Source organism: Acuticoccus sediminis (assembly GCF_003258595.1).
Lineage (GTDB): Bacteria > Pseudomonadota > Alphaproteobacteria > Rhizobiales > Amorphaceae > Acuticoccus > Acuticoccus sediminis.
This window is the reverse complement of the sequence record NZ_QHHQ01000002.1, coordinates 580,722-596,203: the sequence shown is the minus strand read 5'-3', so window position 1 is coordinate 596,203 and position 15,482 is coordinate 580,722. Positions and strand designations below refer to the sequence as shown.

Below are 15,482 nucleotides of genomic sequence, written 5' to 3'. Positions count from 1 at the left end.
ATTTGAAGCTATAGGGGTTTGCGCGTACGGCACAACCACGCTCTTAAGCAAGGAAAACGCCCGACGGTGTCCACCGACACAACGCTGGCGGCCGACCGCCGGATCTGGCGCGACGAGCTGCCCTTCGACGAGGCGCTGCTGTGCCACCGAATCGCGACTCTTCAGGCCGATATCGCCGCCCGGGGTCTCACCGGCCTGCTCCTGTTCGATCCCGAGAACATGTTCTGGCTGACCGGTTACCAGACCATCGGCTACTTCACCTTCCAGGCGATGCTGCTGCCGCGCGAGGGGCTGCCCGTGCTCGTCACGCGCGTCGTCAATCGCGACCTCGCGCTGGCCCTGCCCACCATCGGCACCGCCGTGGCGATCTTCGACACGGACGATCCGATCACCGTCCTCGCGGACGCCTTGCCGACGGGCGGGCGCATCGGGCTGGAGACGACCTCGCGGTACCTGAGCGTGCACGATCACCGCCAGCTCGTCGCCTCCGCCGCGGTGGCGTTCGAGGACTGCAACGGCCTCATCGAGATGCGCCGCCGCACCAAGGGGCCCGAGGCGATCGAGCGGATGCGCCGCGCCGCCACCGCCGTGGAGGCGGGGATGGCCGCCGCGCTCGCCGCCGTGAAGCCGGGCGCCAGGGACAACGACGTCGCCGCCGCGCTCTACCACGGCTCCATCGCGGCGGGCAGCGAGTATATCGGCCACCCGCCGATGGTGGTCTCCGGTCCCCGCTCGGCGCTCTGCTTCGCGCTCTGGCGCCGGCGCACCATCGCGCGCGGCGACGTGGTGCTGATCGAGGGGGCGGGGTGCGTCGACCGCTACCATGCGATGATGGCGCGCACCGCCGTCGTCGGCCCGCCGACGGACGAGCAGAAGGCGAGCGCGGAGGCCCTGACCGCGCTCCTCGAGACCGCGGTCGCCACCATCCGCCCGGGCGAGACGGCCGGCGAGATCGACCGGCGCTGCCGCGAGGGCCTCGAGAAGCTCGGCCTCGCGAAATACTTCAAGAGCCGGACCGCCTACGGCATCGGCATCGGCTTCCCGCCGAACTGGGCGGAGGGGCACATCTATGCCATCCGTCCGGACGACGAGACGGTGCTGGAAGAGAACATGACGTTCCACGTCATCCCGACGATGTTCCGCGAGGATTTCGGCATGGCCATCAGCGACAGCGTCCGCGTGAGCGCGACGGGTTGCGAGGTGCTGACCCGGTATCCGCGCGACCTCGTCGTGGTCGACTGAGGGACGTTGCATGACGACCGACCATGCCTTCGATGGCGCCATGCGGGCCGCACCGGCCACCGCACCGCGGCAGCCCAGCGACGAAAGGGACCACCATGCCTGAGCCGACCTTCGCCGTTTCCCGCCTCGGGGCGGCCGTCCTCGCCAGCGTCCTGGCGGCCACCGTGCCGGCTGCCGCCGAGCAGTGGGACATGCCCACCGCCTACGGCGCGGGCAACTTCATCACGCAGGCCTACGTCGCCTTCGCCGACGACGTGCGCGAGCGCACCGGCGGGGAGATCGACATCACCGTGCACCCGGGCGGCTCGCTCTACGGCGGCTCGGAGATCCTGCGTGCCGTGCGCGAGGGGCAGGTGCCGATCGGCGCCCGGTTCCTCGGCGCACACTCCGCCGAAGCGCCGATCTTCGGCCTCGACACGGTGCCCTTCCTCGCCACCAACGCGGCCGAGGCGCGAGCGCTCTACGAGGCCTCCCGCCCGGCGCTCGACGCGGCGCTGGAGGAGCGCGGCCTCAAGCTCCTCTTCGCGCCGATCTGGCCGCCGCAGGGGCTCTTCGTGAACACCGAGGTCACCAGGATCGAGGACATGCAGGGCAAGCGCTTCCGCGCGTACGACCCGTCCACCACGCGCCTTGCCGAGCTGATGGGCGCGGTGCCGACGCGCACCGAGGCGAGCGAGATCGCCCAGGCCTTCTCCACCGGGATGGCCGAGAGCATGATGGCCTCCGGCGCCATCGGCGTGTTCCAGAAGATCTGGGACTATGTGGACTACTTCTATCTGGTGAACGCCTGGCTGCCGAAGTCGGTCGTGCTGGTGAACCTCGACACGTGGAACGGCCTCGACGAGGCGACGCAGACCGCGCTGATGGAGGCCGGCGCCAAGGCCGAAGCCGCCGTCTGGGAGGAGATGGAGACCGTGAACCAGGGCTACATCGATACGATGCGCGAGGCCGGAATGACGGTCGAGGAGCCGTCCGACGCCCTGGCCGCCTCGCTCAAGTCCATTGGCGACACCATGGTCGACGAGTGGATCGCGACGGCCGGCGATGACGGTGCCGCCGTCATCGAAGCCTACCGCGCCGCGCAGTAAGGGCGCGGAGGCAGCATGAGGGCGATCGCGCGCGCCGCGGACACGGTCCTGGCCGGGCTCTACGGCCTGTGCGCGATCCTCGCCGCGCTCTGCGTGGTCGCCATCCTCGCCCTCGTCCTGACCAGCATCGCGAGCCGGCTCCTCGGCGCCTATGTGCCGGGCCTGACCGAGGGGGCCGGCTACATGCTGGGCGCCGCCGGCAGCCTCGGGCTCGCGCACACCTTCCGCGCCGGCGGCCACATCCGCGTCGACCTGGCGCTGTCGGCCCTCGGCGGCGCGGCGCGGCGCGGGGTGGACCTCCTGGCGCTCGCCGTCACGGCGGCGGCGATCACCTACCTCGCCTGGTATCTGCTGCGGCTGGTGCGCCTCTCGCTGCGCTATGGCGACATCAGCGACCGGTCCGACGCGCTGCCGCTGTGGCTCCCCCAGCTTCCCATCGCGGCCGGGATCGTCGTGTTCGCCGTGGCGCTGATCCACGGCCTCGTGAGCTACGCCGCCACCGGACGCTCTCCCGTACGGCGGCAGGACGGGAACCTCCTCGTCGACCGGGACGCCTGAGCCGATGGACCCCATCACTCTCGGAATCGGCCTGCTGGTCGTCCTCGTACTGGTCCTCGGGCTCGGCGTGTGGATCGGCGCGGCGCTGCTCGTCGTCGGCATGGTCGCCATGGAGCTGGCGACGAGCCGGCCGATGGGACCGGCCATGGCCACCGCCGTCTGGTCGAGCATCTCGAGCTGGGGCCTCGCGTCATTGCCGCTCTTCGTGTGGATGGGCGAGATCCTCTACCGCGCGCGGCTGGCGGAGGGGCTGTTCAACGGCCTCTCGCCGATGCTGCGGCGCCTGCCGGGCGGGCTGCTTCACGTCAACGTGGCCGGCTGTACCGCGTTCGCGGCCATCTCCGGCTCATCCGCCGCCACCCTGATGACGGTCGGAAAGATGACGATGCCGGAGCTGAAGAAGCGCGGCTATCCGGATCGCCTCGTCGCCGGATCGCTGGCCGGGGCCGGCACGCTCGGGCTCCTGATCCCGCCGTCCATCACGATGATCCTCTATGGCGTCCTCGTGCAGGAATCGATCGCGCGGCTGTTCCTCGCCGGCGTCCTTCCCGGGCTGATGCTGGCGGGCCTCTTCGTGACCTACCTTGTCGTCTGGGGCCTCGTCACGCCGCAGGGGCGCGCGCTGCGGGAGGAGCGGGCGACGCCGCGGCAGATCCTGCGCGGGTTCGTCGAGCTTCTGCCGGTGGTCGGCCTCATCGTGCTTGTGATCGGCTCGATCTACGCCGGGATCGCGGCGCCGACGGAGGCGGCCGCGCTCGGCGTGGTGGGCGCGCTGATCCTCGCCGCCAGCCGCCGCGAGCTCACGTTCGCGGCGCTGTCCCAGTCGCTGATGGCGACCGTGCGCACGACGTCGATGATCGTCCTGCTGGTGGCGGGCTCCGCCTTCGTCACCATGGCGATGGGCTTTACCGGCCTGCCGCGCGACCTCGCCGCATGGATCAACGCGATGTCGCTCTCGCCGACGACGCTGATCCTGGTGCTGCTGCTCTTCTACATGCTGCTCGGCTGCGTGCTTGACGGGATCTCGATGATCGTCCTCACCATCGCCATCGTCGAGGGGATGGTCCGCGCCGCCGGGATCGACATGGTGTGGTTCGGCGTCTTCGTCGTGCTGGTGGGCGAGATGGCGCTCATCACACCGCCGATCGGCTTCAACCTCTTTCTGGTGCAGGGGCTGACGGGGCGCTCGATCCTGTTCGTCGCCCTCGCCGCGGCGCCCTTCTTCCTGCTGATGGCGACCGCCGTGGCGCTGCTGATCGCCTTCCCGCAGATCGCCCTGTGGCTCCCGAGCCTGATGACCGCACGCGGCTGACCGGAGCCACGGCAATGCGGGCGGCCGGTCCATGCCGCCGCCGAAGCGGGTCGCCCTCGGATCGAACCCCGGAACGGACGGGGCCTCCCGTTTCGCGCCAGACGCCAGCGCCGCGCCAAGAGCGGCTTCGCCCGGCCCCTCACCGGGATCCTCGTGCGGGGGCTGCCGTGGTCGCGCCGATCGCCACTAGAGCAGGAGATCACCCGCCTGCAGGTCGCCGACGTCGACACCGGAAAGGACCAGGACGTCGCCCCTGACGTGAAGGGCCGCGTCCCCATCGTTTGCGGTGAAGGCGTCGAGGGCGTCCGGCACGCTCTCAAAGGCGAGGTCCCTGAGGTCGAGGCGGTCGGTTCCGGGGCGAAAATCCGCGATGACGTCGTGACCGAAGTGCGGACCGAGCACGAAGAGGTCCTTGCCGGGTCCGCCGATCAGCTCGTCGTCCTCGGTGCCGCCCGTCAGCGTATCGCTGCCGGTGCCACCGGCGAGGGTATCGTTCCCGTGGCGGCCCTCCAGGAGGTCATCGCCCGGTCCCCCGGACAGCTCGTTGCGGCCGCGATCACCGCCAAGGTGATCGTCATTCTTCGACCCCTGGAGGTTCTGGATGTTGACGTAGGTGTCTCCGGCGGCCTCCCCCGTATTCTGCAGGCGAGACCGCAGATCGGCGACGACAGACGATCCGGACGTCCAGTAGGAGGCGAGGTCCCGCCCTCGGCCGCCGTCGAGAACGTCGGCGCCGGGACCGCCGCGCAGGGAGTCGTTCCCGTCGCCGCCGATCAGCACATCCTCGCCGGGACCACCCATCAGGGTGTCGTCGCCGGGGCCGCCGGAGATCCGGTCCGATCCACCCGCCCCGGCGAGGAGATCGTCGCCTCCCGGCGGATAGCCGCCCGGCCCGCTCCCGAAGATCTGGTTGTCCAGGCGGTTGCCGTACACCTGACCCGCGTTGTTCGCGTCGGCGGCCGTGAACCAGAAGTCCTCCATCCAGCCCGGCATCCGCACCACCGGGTTGTTGCTGTGGCCGCGGTCGTACCCGCCCTCGTCGTCGATCGAGAGGATATCGCTCGTATCCGCGCTGAAGAAATACTGCTGACCCCACGTGGCATCGAAACGAACCACCTTCGCGCGGTCGAAGAACGTCACGCCGCGGTCTTCCGCCTCCGCCTGCAACCAGTTCTGCAGCTTCGTCAGCACGTTGTCGTAGCGCGGGACGTCGACCAGATTGTGGGCCTCCGCCGGATCACGCCGGCAGTCGAAGAGTTCGTACGTGTTGTCTTCGTAGCGGGTGATGCGGAACCTCGGCGTCCGCATCGAGATCGAGCCCATGATGGCCGTGAGCGCGAACCCGTCGGTCGGCTCGCGCGGGTCGGACACGACGGACGCCAGTGAATGCCCCTCCACCGTCTCCGGGATCGGGACGCCGACGAGGTCCAGAATGGTCGGCATCATGTCGAGCAGCGACACGACGCCGTCGTGCCGCACGCCCCTCGCCCCGGATTCGGGGTCCACGAAGATCAGCGGCGCTCCCGTCGCCTCCTCGTACGGCGTGAACTTGCCGACCAGATCGTGGTCGCCCACCATGTAGCCATGGTCGCTCCAGAACGCGATGACGGGATCGCGGCCCGAGGCCTCGATGGCGTCGAGGATCTCGCCCAGTCTGGCGTCCATCTCCGAGATATTGGCGAAATATCCCTGAATATAGAGCCGGCCCCATCCGCTCTCGACAATGGTGTCCCAGAGCCCGTTGCGGGTGAATTCGCGCATCCAGGCCGGCGGCTCATCCCCGAGCCACTCCGGAACGACGATCCGTTCCAGAGGGTAGAGGTCCTTGTAGTCCTGCGTCGATACGAGCGGGACATGGGGATCCTTCAGGCCGACCATCAGGCTCAGGGGCGCATCGCTCTCGTAATCCCGCAGCAAGTCGGCGGCGGCCTTCGTCGTGATGAAGTCGCCGAGGTCCTTCTCCGCGCCCCCGTACGTGCCGACGCTGAAGCGGCCGTTCACTGCCGGCCTGTAGGTCCCGAGCGGGGCGGAGAAGTAGCTGTCGAAGAGTTGGCTGGCGACCCCCTCCGGCAGCGGATTCTCGTGGAAGAGCTTGCCGAACCCGTGCGTCTCGTAGCCGGCCGCCTGCAGGACCGCGGGGAGTGTGGCGGCGAGGTCGACGTCGGTATGCCACCGCGGTGCGTCCTTGTTCGTGACGACGCCGGTGGTGAAGGCGGACTGTCCCGTCAGCGCCGCCGCCCTCGAGGGGCTGCAGAGCGGTGTCGTCGCCTGGGCGTTCGTGAACGACACCCCCATGGCGGCGAGACGGTCCAGGTTCGGCGTCTGGAGCGCAACGCCGAATTGTCGTTGGTAATTCCAGACATTGAATAGATCATCGACGGCAATGACGACAAGATCCCTCATGGGGAGCCTCAAAATCAATACATAAACTGCGCATCAGGAAATATACGGCACGCCGGGTGGCACTGTTCATGCCCCAACATGCGCCGGATGACGGATACTACGCTTGACGAATGTCAATGTGCCGAGGGTTGCGGATAGTCAGGACGCTGTCCTGACCGCGTCTTTCGACACGGACCGGTCCACGTTGCCGTGGCCCGGGCGCCCGTGGCCGCGGGAGGGTCTTGCCGGCCGCGAATTGTGATTGACCCGGCACCGAAGTCCCGGCCGGACGGGTGCCGGATCGAACGGGAATGACCGCGCGCAACGCCGCCCCCGCGGCGCACACGCCTCCCAACTCAAGGCGCGGGCCGGCGGATGCAGCGGAAGCCGACGTGGCTCGTCGAGGTGTCGACCGGCTCCGGGTGCCGGGCCGCGGGGCGGTAGCGCCGGCAGTAGTTCGGCGCGCACAGGTGCGAGCCTCCCTTCAACACCTTGCGGGGGATCCTGATTTCAGGCTGGCTCGGGTCGTAGCTGCCGCCTTCCGGTCCGCCGCGCGGGTTCTGCGGGACGCAGCACGCCTTCGCCGGGACGGCGTGCCGGGACGACCAGAAATCCTCCGTCCATTCCCAGACGTTGCCGATCATGTCGTGGAGACCGTAGTCGTTCGGCGGAAAGGCCCGCACCGGCGAGGTCCGCTCGAATCCGTCGAGCGCGAGGTTCTCGGTCGGGAACTCGCCCTGCCAGGTGTTCGCCACGGCCCGTCCGCCCGGCATGAGCTCGTCACCCCACGCGAACTCGGTTCCGTCGAGCCCGCCACGTGCGGCGAACTCCCATTCGGCCTCCGTCGGCAGCGATTTTCCGGCCCAGGCCGCGTAGGCGACGGCGTCGTCATAGGCGACGTGCACGACCGGGTGGTCGTCGAGACCATGGATGGTCGACCCCGGCCCGTAGGGCTGGCGCCAGCTGGCGCCGAAGGTGAACCGCCACCATTGCCCACAGTCCCGCAGGTCCGCGACGGCAGCCGGCGGAGTGAAGACCAGCGACCCTGCGGCCAGCATGTGCGCCAGCGCGCCGGGATAGTCCTCCAGTCGCGGCACCGTCTCGGCGACGGTGACGTGCCCCGTCGCCTCCACGAAGGTCCGGAAGGCGGCGTTGGTGACCGGCGACCGATCCATGACGAAGCCGTCCACCGTCACCCGGTGCGCCGGCGCCTCCTCCGGGTAGTGGTGGTCCGACCCCATGGTGAAGCTGCCGCCGGGGACGAAGACCATGTCGTCGACCGGCGCACACGCAGCCTCTGCCTGTCCTCCCATCGCGGCGCCCATGGGGCCCCCCAACGCAGCGAAAATTTCGGATGGCCAGCATCTTTGCCGCCAACTGTGGCAACATTCGAACCCGTGTCCGGCACAAGCGCGAAACCAGGCCGTTGGCGACGTGCCCGCGCGCCCTGCGCCGCACCCCTCCCCGCTTTTTGGGCGACCCATGGCGCCGGAACCACCCGGCCGGACACATGCCGGTCCGGCCCGGCGCGCGGGATGACAGCAGTGGGGGCCCCGCGCATCGCCTGGACGGCACAGATGCCGCGTCGCCATCGAATCGCCGGACGCCTATATTGCAGCGTGGGAGGGGTGATCGCGGAGGCCTCCTCCACCGACGGTCTCCTCGCGACCGCCGCTCCCACGCCGTGGTACGCTCTCCGTGCCGCACGGCGCCCTCGGACGCCTCCGCCATGGAGAGCCGCCCGGCAGCGATCGGGGCGGCTTCAAGTCCGCCGCGCACATCGGACGGCCGGTGGCGAGCGCGCGCCGAGGCCACGCCGCAGGCGGCGCGACCAGTGAGGCTACCGGCCACACTGAGGAAAACAACGCGATGAAACGAGCGACAACCATCACCGCCGCCATGGTCGCGGCCGCCCTCCTGGCCATCCCGCCCGCCATGGCGCAGGGCAACGCCCCCGGCAATCAGACGGCCCCGTCCGCGAGCGCACCCGGCGCCCCCGCAGGCCAGCAGGGCGCCGAGGGGATGATGCCGGGAATGATGTCCGGGATGATGCCCGGCGCGGGGCGCGAGGGCATGCCCGGCATGAAGAAGATGCGTGCAGGCCGCCATGGCGGCGGGATGATGGGGCACCCGATGTTCATGCGGATGCTGTTCATCGCGGTCGACACGGACGGCAGCGGAACGCTGTCCCTCTCGGAGGTGCTGAGCTTCCACGAGCGCATGTTCAAGGCCGCCGACGCGGACCATGACGGCGAGCTGTCACCGATGGAGATGCGCCAGTTCATGATGGGCGGCATGGGCGACACGGGCGGCTGATACGCCGTGCCCCGAGCTCGCATCGGGCGCTCCGGGCGCCCGCGCCATTCACGCCAAGGAGGCCGGCATGGGTGATCACATGGACGGGTGGGGCTACGGCTTCATGGGCGGCGGCATGGTCATCTGGATCGCGCTCCTCGTCCTCCTCGGCGTGCTGATCGGCGTCCTCATCATGCGCCGCTGAGCCGGAGGCCACTCAACCGCCCTCCGGCCCGTCCTTTTGGAGACGCGCACGTCCGGGAACCGCGCGACGTGGCGCCTGCACGGGACGCCACCACCCCGGGGTGCGGGCTGCGCTACGCCGTCGCGAAAGGCGACCGTTCAGCGGCCGTCGGGCCCGGGGCGCGCCCCGGGAGCCGCCGCGCTGCCTGCCGGCAACCGCGCCTCGAAGGCGTCGATCCGGTCGGTCATCGCGGCGAGCTGGCGGAGGGGGTCGAGGCCGTCCATCAGCATGGTGCGGCGGCGGCCCGAGAGCGCGATTCCGATCGTCGGGAGGCCCGGCACCTCGATCGTGCGGGCCTCGAGGTCGATGGCGATCTCGAGGCCCGGCTCGTCCTCGAGGCGGGCGAGGATCGCCGCCCCCGCCTCTGCCCCCACACTGACTGCGATCAGCCCGTTTTCCAGCGCGCTGGACGCGAAGATGTCGCCCATATCCGCCGCCAGCACGGCGCGTATGCCGTAGTCGAGGAGCGCGTGAACCGCCTGCTCCCGCGCCGAACCGCACGCGAAGTTCGCGCCGCCGACGAGGACCGTCGCGCGCCGGTAGGGGTCGCGATTGAGGACGAAATCCGGGTTCTCCCGTCCGGCGGGATCGAAGCGGTGGTCGTGCAGCAGCACGTCGCCATAGCCGGCCGGCTTGCGCGGCCGGCTCATGTAGCGAGCGGGGAAGATCTGGTCGGTGTCGACGTTGTCGCCCCGTAGCGGCGCGGCGATCCCGGTCAGGCGGCGGATCGGTGTCATCGCTCTCCCTCCGTCAGCAGGCGGCGCACGTCGGTGATCGTTCCGGTGACCGCGGCGGCCGCGGCGAGGGCCGGGCTCGCGAGGTGGGTCCGCACGCCGGAGCCCTGCCTGCCGATGAAGTTGCGGTTGGTGGTCGACACGCAGCGCTCGCCCGATGCCGCCCGGTCCCCGTTCTGGGCGACGCACATGGAGCAGCTCGACCGCCGCCACTGCATCCCGGCATCGGTGAACACGCGGTCGAGGCCCTCCGCCTCGGCCTGTTCGCCCACCGCGGTCGATCCGGGCACCACCCACGCCTCCACGCGTGCCTTGCGCCCCTTCACCACGGCCGCCGCCTCGCGCAGGTCCTCGATCCGGGCGTTGGTGCATGAGCCGATGAAGACGCGGTCGATCTTCAGGCCCTCGAGCGGAGTCCCCGGGGCGAGGTCCATGTAGGCCAGCGCCCTGGACCACGCCTCGGCCTCCGCCGCATCGCGCGCCTCGGCCGGGTCCGGAACGCGTCCTGCGACCGGGAGGGCGTGCTGCGGACTGATCCCCCAGGTCACCATCGGGCCGATGTCGCCCGCGTTCAGCGCGACCTCCCGGTCGAACACGGCCCCGTCGTCGCTGGGGAGGGTGCGCCACCGGGCGACGGCGCGGTCGAACGCCGCCCCGGCGGGGGCGTAGGGACGGCCTTCAAGGTAGGTGTAGATGGCGTCGTCCGGCGCGACCATGCCGGTGCGCGCGCCGCACTCCACCGCCATGTTGCACAGGGTCAGCCGCCCCGAGACGCCGAGGCCCGCGACCGCGCTGCCGGCGAACTCCACCGCATGCCCGACCGCGCCCCCGGCTCCGACCCGCGCGAGGATCGCGAGCGACATGTCCTTGGCGGTGACGCCGGCGGAGAGCGCCCCGTCGACGGTGATGCGCATCGTCTTCGGACGCGCGACCCACAGGCACTGGGTGGCGAGCACGCCCGCGCACTCGCTCGCCCCCGCGCCGATGGCGAAGGCGCCGAGACCGCCGTGGGTGGTGGTGTGGGAATCGCTCGACACGACGGTGGTGCCCGGCAGGGTGATCCCGAGTTCCGGCCCGACCACGTGGATGATCCCCTGCCGCCGGTCGCCGAGGGGGAAGATCTCGATGCCGTACCGCCGGGCGGCCGCGGTGAGCCCCTCCAGCATGGCGCGCGCGTTCGGATCGGCGACGTCGGCGAGCCGGCCCCCGAGGGTCGGCGCGTAGTGGTCATGCACGGCGAACGTCAGATCGGGACGCCGCACGGTGAGCCCGCGGTCCTCGATCATCGTGAACTTCGACAGCGAGCCGTCCTGGAGATAGTGGCGGTCGATGTAGATGAGCGCCGACCCGTCGTCGTCGACCGCCACGGTGTGTGCGTCCCAGATTTTCCGGAACATTGTCGCGGGCTGCGGAGGCGCCGCCACGGCGGGGGGCTGCATGCTCATCGCACTCCCACCCGCATGCCGAGCTGGCGTGGCAGCGCGGCGAGGACGCGCGCCGCGGCCGGCGGCGTCCGGTTCGCGCGCTCGGCGGCCTCGCAGGTCATGATGCCCCACCGCACCGCGCGACCGCCCACGGTGCGGAACGGCTCCGGGGGAAGCGTCGGCAGGCGGCGCGTGACGAAGGGAGAGCGTGTCCATTCGTCGTTCGCGCCGAGGATGGTCGAGGCAAGCGTCTCCCCGGCCATCGCCGTCGGATTGACGCCGTGGCCGGAGAAGCCGGCGGCGATGTGGATCTGCTGGCCCGGCACCGTGCGCACGAAGGGAAGCTGGTCGGACGCCACGTCGATGCCGCCGCCCCAGGACGCGACGATGGGGACGGCGAAGTCGGGCAAGAGGCTCGCGAGACCGGCCGCGGCGCGTTCGGCGCTGGCGCGGTCGCTCGTATTGGAGCTGGCCGCCGGGTTGGCGCCCGCCGCCACGGGGCCGGAGCCGCTCCCCATCAGGACGCGCCCGTCCGGCGTCTTGCGGAAATAATGCAGGAACATCGCAGCGTCGCCCGCGCTGGCCTCGCTCGGCCAGATCCGCGCCAGCGTGTCCGGCGCGGGAGCGGTCATCACAGCGTAGCTGGAAAAGACCGACAGATGCGCCGCCGCCAGCGGGTGGCGGGCGAGTTCGGTGTTGGTGGCGAGGATGACGTGCCCGGCCTTCAGCGTCCCCGTCGGCGTGGCGACGGTGTTGGGCGCGCCTGCCGAGAGGCCCGTCATGGGCGTCCCCTCGAAGAGCCGCACGCCGGCGTCGAGGGCCGCCCGACGCAGTGCGCGGGCGAGCCGGGCCGGATTCACCGTGGCGCCTTCGGAATAATGTATGCCGGCACGGGCGTTTGGAATACGGCACAGCGCCAGCGCGCCGTCCCGCGTCATGCTGCGTCCGGCCTCCGGAACGCCGAGGCGCTTCATCGTGTCGAGCGCGGTGGCAAGGCTCGCCTCCTGCCGCGCCGTGGTGGCGACGACGAGGGCGCCGCCCTCGCGCCACCAGAGCGCCTCGCGCGCGGCCGCGAAGGTTCGGAGGCGGTCCTGCGCCCGGGTGCCGAGGCGGGCGAGCGCAAGGGCCGCCTCGTCGCCCAGCGCGGCCGACACGCGCGTCAGAGCGCGCCAGTATCCACCCACGTTTCCACCATTCTTGCCGCTGGCGCCGGCGCCGCAGATGTCCCGCTCGATCACCGCGACCGTCAGGTTCGGCTGCCGTTCCTTGAGGATGAGCGCCGTCCAGAGGCCGGTGAAGCCGCCTCCGACGATGGCGACGTCGACCGTCGCCGTCCCGTCGAGCGGGGGCGCGGCCACGGCGGCTCCGCCCTCACGGGCGAGTGCATCTTCTAGCCACCAGGACCGGGTCGCGGGCGCTGGAATGACCGACATCGGGGTCTCCTGCGTAAGTTTTGAGCAAGGCCAAAATTGCGTCTTGACCTCGAACTGTTTGTTTTATCGTATGCTTCCGTACGGTTTGCAATACACCGACAACGAATTGGTTTCGACCTTAAGCGCCTGAATTCGCGAGGATTTCGGCGGAAACTAAGGCCGTTCCGTCTCCCAAGCGCCCTGATAGGGTCAGCTAATATCCAACGGAGTGTCTTATGGCCGATCGGTTTGACGAACGCCTGTCGCCTGCCGCCCGGATCCGCCGGCGCGATGTCCTCAAGGGCGCCGCGGCGCTCGCGGCGACAGCGGTGGTCCTGCCCGCCCGCTACAGCTTCGCCCAGGCCGGCGGCACCCGCCTCCTCGTCGGCGTCCATCAGGACCTGCCGATTCCCGACGCGCAGATGTCCCGCGCCATGGTCACCCACATGGTCATGAAGCACGTGGTCGAGAACCTCGTCACCTTCGACGAGGACTACGAGGTCATCCCGCAGCTCGCGAAGTCGTGGGACGTCGAGGACGGCGGCAAGCGCTACGTCTTCCACCTGCGCGAGAACGTCCTCTTCCATAACGGCAAGACCCTCGACGCCGGGGACGTGAAGTGGTCCGTCGAGGGCCTGCGCGAGGTCTCCCCCAGCAAGGGCAGCTACTCCGGCATCGAGGTCGTCAACGTCATCGACCCGCTGACCGCCGAGATCGTCCTCAAGGAGGCCTCGCCGAGCCTCCCGGCGGCGCTCGCCGGCCCCTTCGGCGGCTACATCATGCCGAAGGACCTCGACGCCAACGGCACCATCATGAAGCCGATCGGCACCGGTCCGTTCGAGTGGGTCGACTACCAGCCCGGCCGGCTCCTCGCGCTGAAGAAGTTCGCCGACTATTCGGTCGACGACAGCTTCGACGGCCCGACCGGCCTCGGCGGCAAGCGCCAGGCGATGGTCGACGAGATCGAGTTCCGCGTCGTGCCGGATTCCTCGGCCCGCGCCACCGCGCTCGAGACCGGCGAGCTCGACTTCGCCCTCCTCCTCGCCCTCAACGACTTCGAGCGCCTCGCCGGCTCGTCCAGGGCCAAGCCGATCGAGGAGCCGGGCTTCGAATCGCTCGTCCTCTGGCTCGGCGTCACGACCGCCCCGTCGGACGACCTCAACTTCCGCCGCGCCATCGCCGCCGCGCTCGACTACGAGACGCTGATGCAGGCGTCCGTCGCCGGCCACGGCTCGGTCAACAACGCCTTCCTCCACCCGGAGCTGCGCGCCTGGTACTCCGCGCCGATGGACGCGCGGCACGCCTATGATCCCGAGCTGGCGAAGTCGCTGCTCGCCAAGACCGCCTACGACGGCGAGACGCTGACGATCCACGTCTCCAACTCGACCGAGTATTCGCTGAACGCCGCGCTCGTCATCCAGCAGATGCTGGGCGAGGTCGGCATCGACCTCGAAGTGCACCCGGTGGATTCGGCCGGCGTCATGTCGATCGTCTACGCCAGCGAGCCGACCTACAACTTCGGCATGACGTCGATCTCCGGCCGCATGGACCCCGACCAGGTGTTCTTCCGCCGCCTGCACTCGTCGGTCGCCGTCAACGCCTACGACAACCCGGACTACGACGCGATCGTCGAGAAGGCGCGCGCGTCCATGGATCACGCGGAGCGCGTCAAGCTGTATGCGCAGGCGCAGGGCATCGTCATGGACGACGTGCCGGCGATCGTCCTCTTCAACGTCTCCTTCCTCAACGGCATCTCCAACGCGGTGAAGGGCTACAAGCCGAACGCGCTCGGGCTGCCGCGCTTCTGGAACGTGACGGTGGAGAAATGAGCGACCCGACGCCCGGAGCGAGGCTCCGGGCCCTCCTCGCGCGGCCCGAGGCGCTTCCCGCACCCGGGGTCGCCGACGCGCTGGCCGCCCGCCTCGTCGCCGAGGCGGGCTTCGAGACGGTCTACATGAGCGGCGATTCCTCGAGCGCCGTCCGCCTCGGCATGGCCGACGTCGGCCTGCTCACCATGAGCGAGATGGCCGACAACGCGGCGCGCATCGTCGACGCGTCCGGCGGGCTGCCGGTGATCGCCGACGCCGACACCGGTTATGGCGGGCCGGTCAACGTGCGCCGCACGGTGCACGACTACGAGCGCGCCGGCGTCGCCGCGCTGCAGATGGAGGATCAGGGGTGGCCCAAGCGCTGCGGCCACCTCGCCGGCAAGACGGTGATCCCGGTCGAGGAGATGGTCGCCAAGGTCAAGGCGGCGGTCGATTCGCGGCGGGATCCGGACCTCGTCGTCATCGCCCGGACGGACGCCATCGCGATCGAAGGCTTCGAGGCGGCCCTCGACCGCGCCGAGGCGTACCGGGAGGCGGGCGCCGACGTCATCTTCGTGGAGGCGCCGCGCAGCCTCGAGGAGCTCGCCGCCATCGGCCGGCGCTTCGACTGTCCGCTCCAGTACAACGCCTCGGCCAGCGGCAAGACGCCGACGGTCCCGCGCGCGCTCCTCGCCGAGATGGGCTACCGCCTCGCGGTCTACCCCGGGCAGACGGTGTTCGCCGCGATACCGGCGATCCGCGCCATCCTGGCGCATCTGCGCGACGCCGGCACCCACGCCGACCCGCCGCTGACGATGGCGACCTTCCGCGAATACAACGAAATCATCGGGCTGCCGGAGATCGCCGAGTTCGAGGCGGCCCACGGCACGCCCGAAACGAAGCGGGTGGCATTTTGAGCCATTTGATTCCAGACTCGTGCGCGCCGCTGCGCACCGTGAGACGACGCAACGGCGTAACGACGC

At 70.2% G+C, this 15,482-nt stretch carries 12 protein-coding genes; 7 read left to right on the top strand and 5 right to left on the bottom strand.

Going from position 1 to position 15,482, the window contains the following annotated elements; genetic code table 11:
• The first annotated feature begins 66 nt into the window (after positions 1-66).
• From DLJ53_RS10730 to DLJ53_RS10715, 4 genes are all read left to right on the top strand, one after another.
• Positions 67-1,242, top strand: a complete 1,176-nt coding sequence (locus tag DLJ53_RS10730; RefSeq protein ID WP_162409085.1) for a M24 family metallopeptidase — start codon at positions 67-69, stop codon at positions 1,240-1,242.
• A 95-nt stretch (positions 1,243-1,337) separates the two neighbouring features.
• Positions 1,338-2,330, top strand: coding sequence for a TRAP transporter substrate-binding protein (locus DLJ53_RS10725; protein ID WP_111345052.1), 993 nt, complete (start codon positions 1,338-1,340; stop codon positions 2,328-2,330).
• A gap of 15 nt (positions 2,331-2,345) precedes the next feature.
• Complete coding sequence (locus DLJ53_RS10720) at positions 2,346-2,888, top strand: TRAP transporter small permease (RefSeq protein ID WP_111345051.1); 543 nt, start codon at positions 2,346-2,348, stop codon at positions 2,886-2,888.
• 4 nt (positions 2,889-2,892) lie between these two features.
• Positions 2,893-4,200 carry a TRAP transporter large permease gene (locus DLJ53_RS10715; RefSeq protein WP_111345049.1) on the top strand — a complete coding sequence of 436 codons (1,308 nt, stop codon included), beginning with the start codon at positions 2,893-2,895 and terminating at the stop codon, positions 4,198-4,200.
• 186 nt (positions 4,201-4,386) lie between these two features.
• On the opposite strand, the gene DLJ53_RS10710 is transcribed toward DLJ53_RS10715, so the two are convergent.
• A complete protein-coding gene (locus tag DLJ53_RS10710) occupies positions 4,387-6,603 on the bottom strand; it encodes a sulfatase-like hydrolase/transferase (RefSeq protein WP_111345048.1) in 2,217 nt (738 codons plus the stop codon).
• A gap of 335 nt (positions 6,604-6,938) precedes the next feature.
• Complete coding sequence (locus DLJ53_RS10705; RefSeq protein ID WP_111345046.1) at positions 6,939-7,907, bottom strand: formylglycine-generating enzyme family protein; 969 nt, start codon at positions 7,905-7,907, stop codon at positions 6,939-6,941.
• A gap of 544 nt (positions 7,908-8,451) precedes the next feature.
• On the opposite strand from DLJ53_RS10705, the gene DLJ53_RS10700 reads away from it, so the two are divergent.
• Positions 8,452-8,898, top strand: a complete 447-nt coding sequence (locus DLJ53_RS10700; protein ID WP_111346213.1) for an EF-hand domain-containing protein — start codon at positions 8,452-8,454, stop codon at positions 8,896-8,898.
• A gap of 321 nt (positions 8,899-9,219) precedes the next feature.
• Here DLJ53_RS10700 and leuD read toward each other — a convergent pair whose 3' ends face one another.
• From leuD to DLJ53_RS10685, 3 genes are read right to left on the bottom strand one after another with little or no spacing between them, the layout of a single operon-like run.
• Positions 9,220-9,858 carry a 3-isopropylmalate dehydratase small subunit gene (gene leuD, locus DLJ53_RS10695; RefSeq protein WP_111345044.1) on the bottom strand — a complete coding sequence of 213 codons (639 nt, stop codon included), beginning with the start codon at positions 9,856-9,858 and terminating at the stop codon, positions 9,220-9,222.
• Complete coding sequence (gene leuC / locus DLJ53_RS10690; protein ID WP_111345043.1) at positions 9,855-11,294, bottom strand: 3-isopropylmalate dehydratase large subunit; 1,440 nt, start codon at positions 11,292-11,294, stop codon at positions 9,855-9,857. The genes leuD and leuC overlap by 4 nt, the downstream gene beginning before the upstream one ends.
• A gap of 2 nt (positions 11,295-11,296) precedes the next feature.
• Complete coding sequence (locus tag DLJ53_RS10685) at positions 11,297-12,712, bottom strand: FAD-dependent oxidoreductase (RefSeq protein ID WP_111345041.1); 1,416 nt, start codon at positions 12,710-12,712, stop codon at positions 11,297-11,299.
• Positions 12,713-12,927: 215 nt separating this feature from the next.
• Between DLJ53_RS10685 and DLJ53_RS10680 the strand changes: the two genes are divergently transcribed.
• Both DLJ53_RS10680 and DLJ53_RS10675 read left to right on the top strand, forming a co-directional pair.
• Positions 12,928-14,520 (top strand): ABC transporter substrate-binding protein, encoded by a 1,593-nt coding sequence (locus DLJ53_RS10680; RefSeq protein ID WP_111345040.1) that lies wholly within the window; start codon positions 12,928-12,930, stop codon positions 14,518-14,520.
• Positions 14,517-15,416, top strand: coding sequence for an isocitrate lyase/PEP mutase family protein (locus tag DLJ53_RS10675; RefSeq protein ID WP_111345038.1), 900 nt, complete (start codon positions 14,517-14,519; stop codon positions 15,414-15,416). Before DLJ53_RS10680 ends, DLJ53_RS10675 begins: the two co-directional genes overlap by 4 nt.
• Positions 15,417-15,482: the final 66 nt, after the last annotated feature.

Coding starts and splice junctions, on each gene's coding strand:
- DLJ53_RS10675 (WP_111345038.1), top strand. CDS start 14,517: ATGAGCGACCCGACGCCCGGAGCGAGGCTCCGGGCCCTCCTCGCGCGG.
- DLJ53_RS10725 (WP_111345052.1), top strand. CDS start 1,338: ATGCCTGAGCCGACCTTCGCCGTTTCCCGCCTCGGGGCGGCCGTCCTC.
- DLJ53_RS10715 (WP_111345049.1), top strand. CDS start 2,893: ATGGACCCCATCACTCTCGGAATCGGCCTGCTGGTCGTCCTCGTACTG.
- DLJ53_RS10705 (WP_111345046.1), bottom strand. CDS start 7,907: ATGGGCGCCGCGATGGGAGGACAGGCAGAGGCTGCGTGTGCGCCGGTC.
- leuC (WP_111345043.1), bottom strand. CDS start 11,294: ATGCAGCCCCCCGCCGTGGCGGCGCCTCCGCAGCCCGCGACAATGTTC.
- DLJ53_RS10710 (WP_111345048.1), bottom strand. CDS start 6,603: ATGAGGGATCTTGTCGTCATTGCCGTCGATGATCTATTCAATGTCTGG.
- leuD (WP_111345044.1), bottom strand. CDS start 9,858: ATGACACCGATCCGCCGCCTGACCGGGATCGCCGCGCCGCTACGGGGC.
- DLJ53_RS10700 (WP_111346213.1), top strand. CDS start 8,452: ATGAAACGAGCGACAACCATCACCGCCGCCATGGTCGCGGCCGCCCTC.
- DLJ53_RS10720 (WP_111345051.1), top strand. CDS start 2,346: ATGAGGGCGATCGCGCGCGCCGCGGACACGGTCCTGGCCGGGCTCTAC.
- DLJ53_RS10680 (WP_111345040.1), top strand. CDS start 12,928: ATGGCCGATCGGTTTGACGAACGCCTGTCGCCTGCCGCCCGGATCCGC.
- DLJ53_RS10685 (WP_111345041.1), bottom strand. CDS start 12,712: ATGTCGGTCATTCCAGCGCCCGCGACCCGGTCCTGGTGGCTAGAAGAT.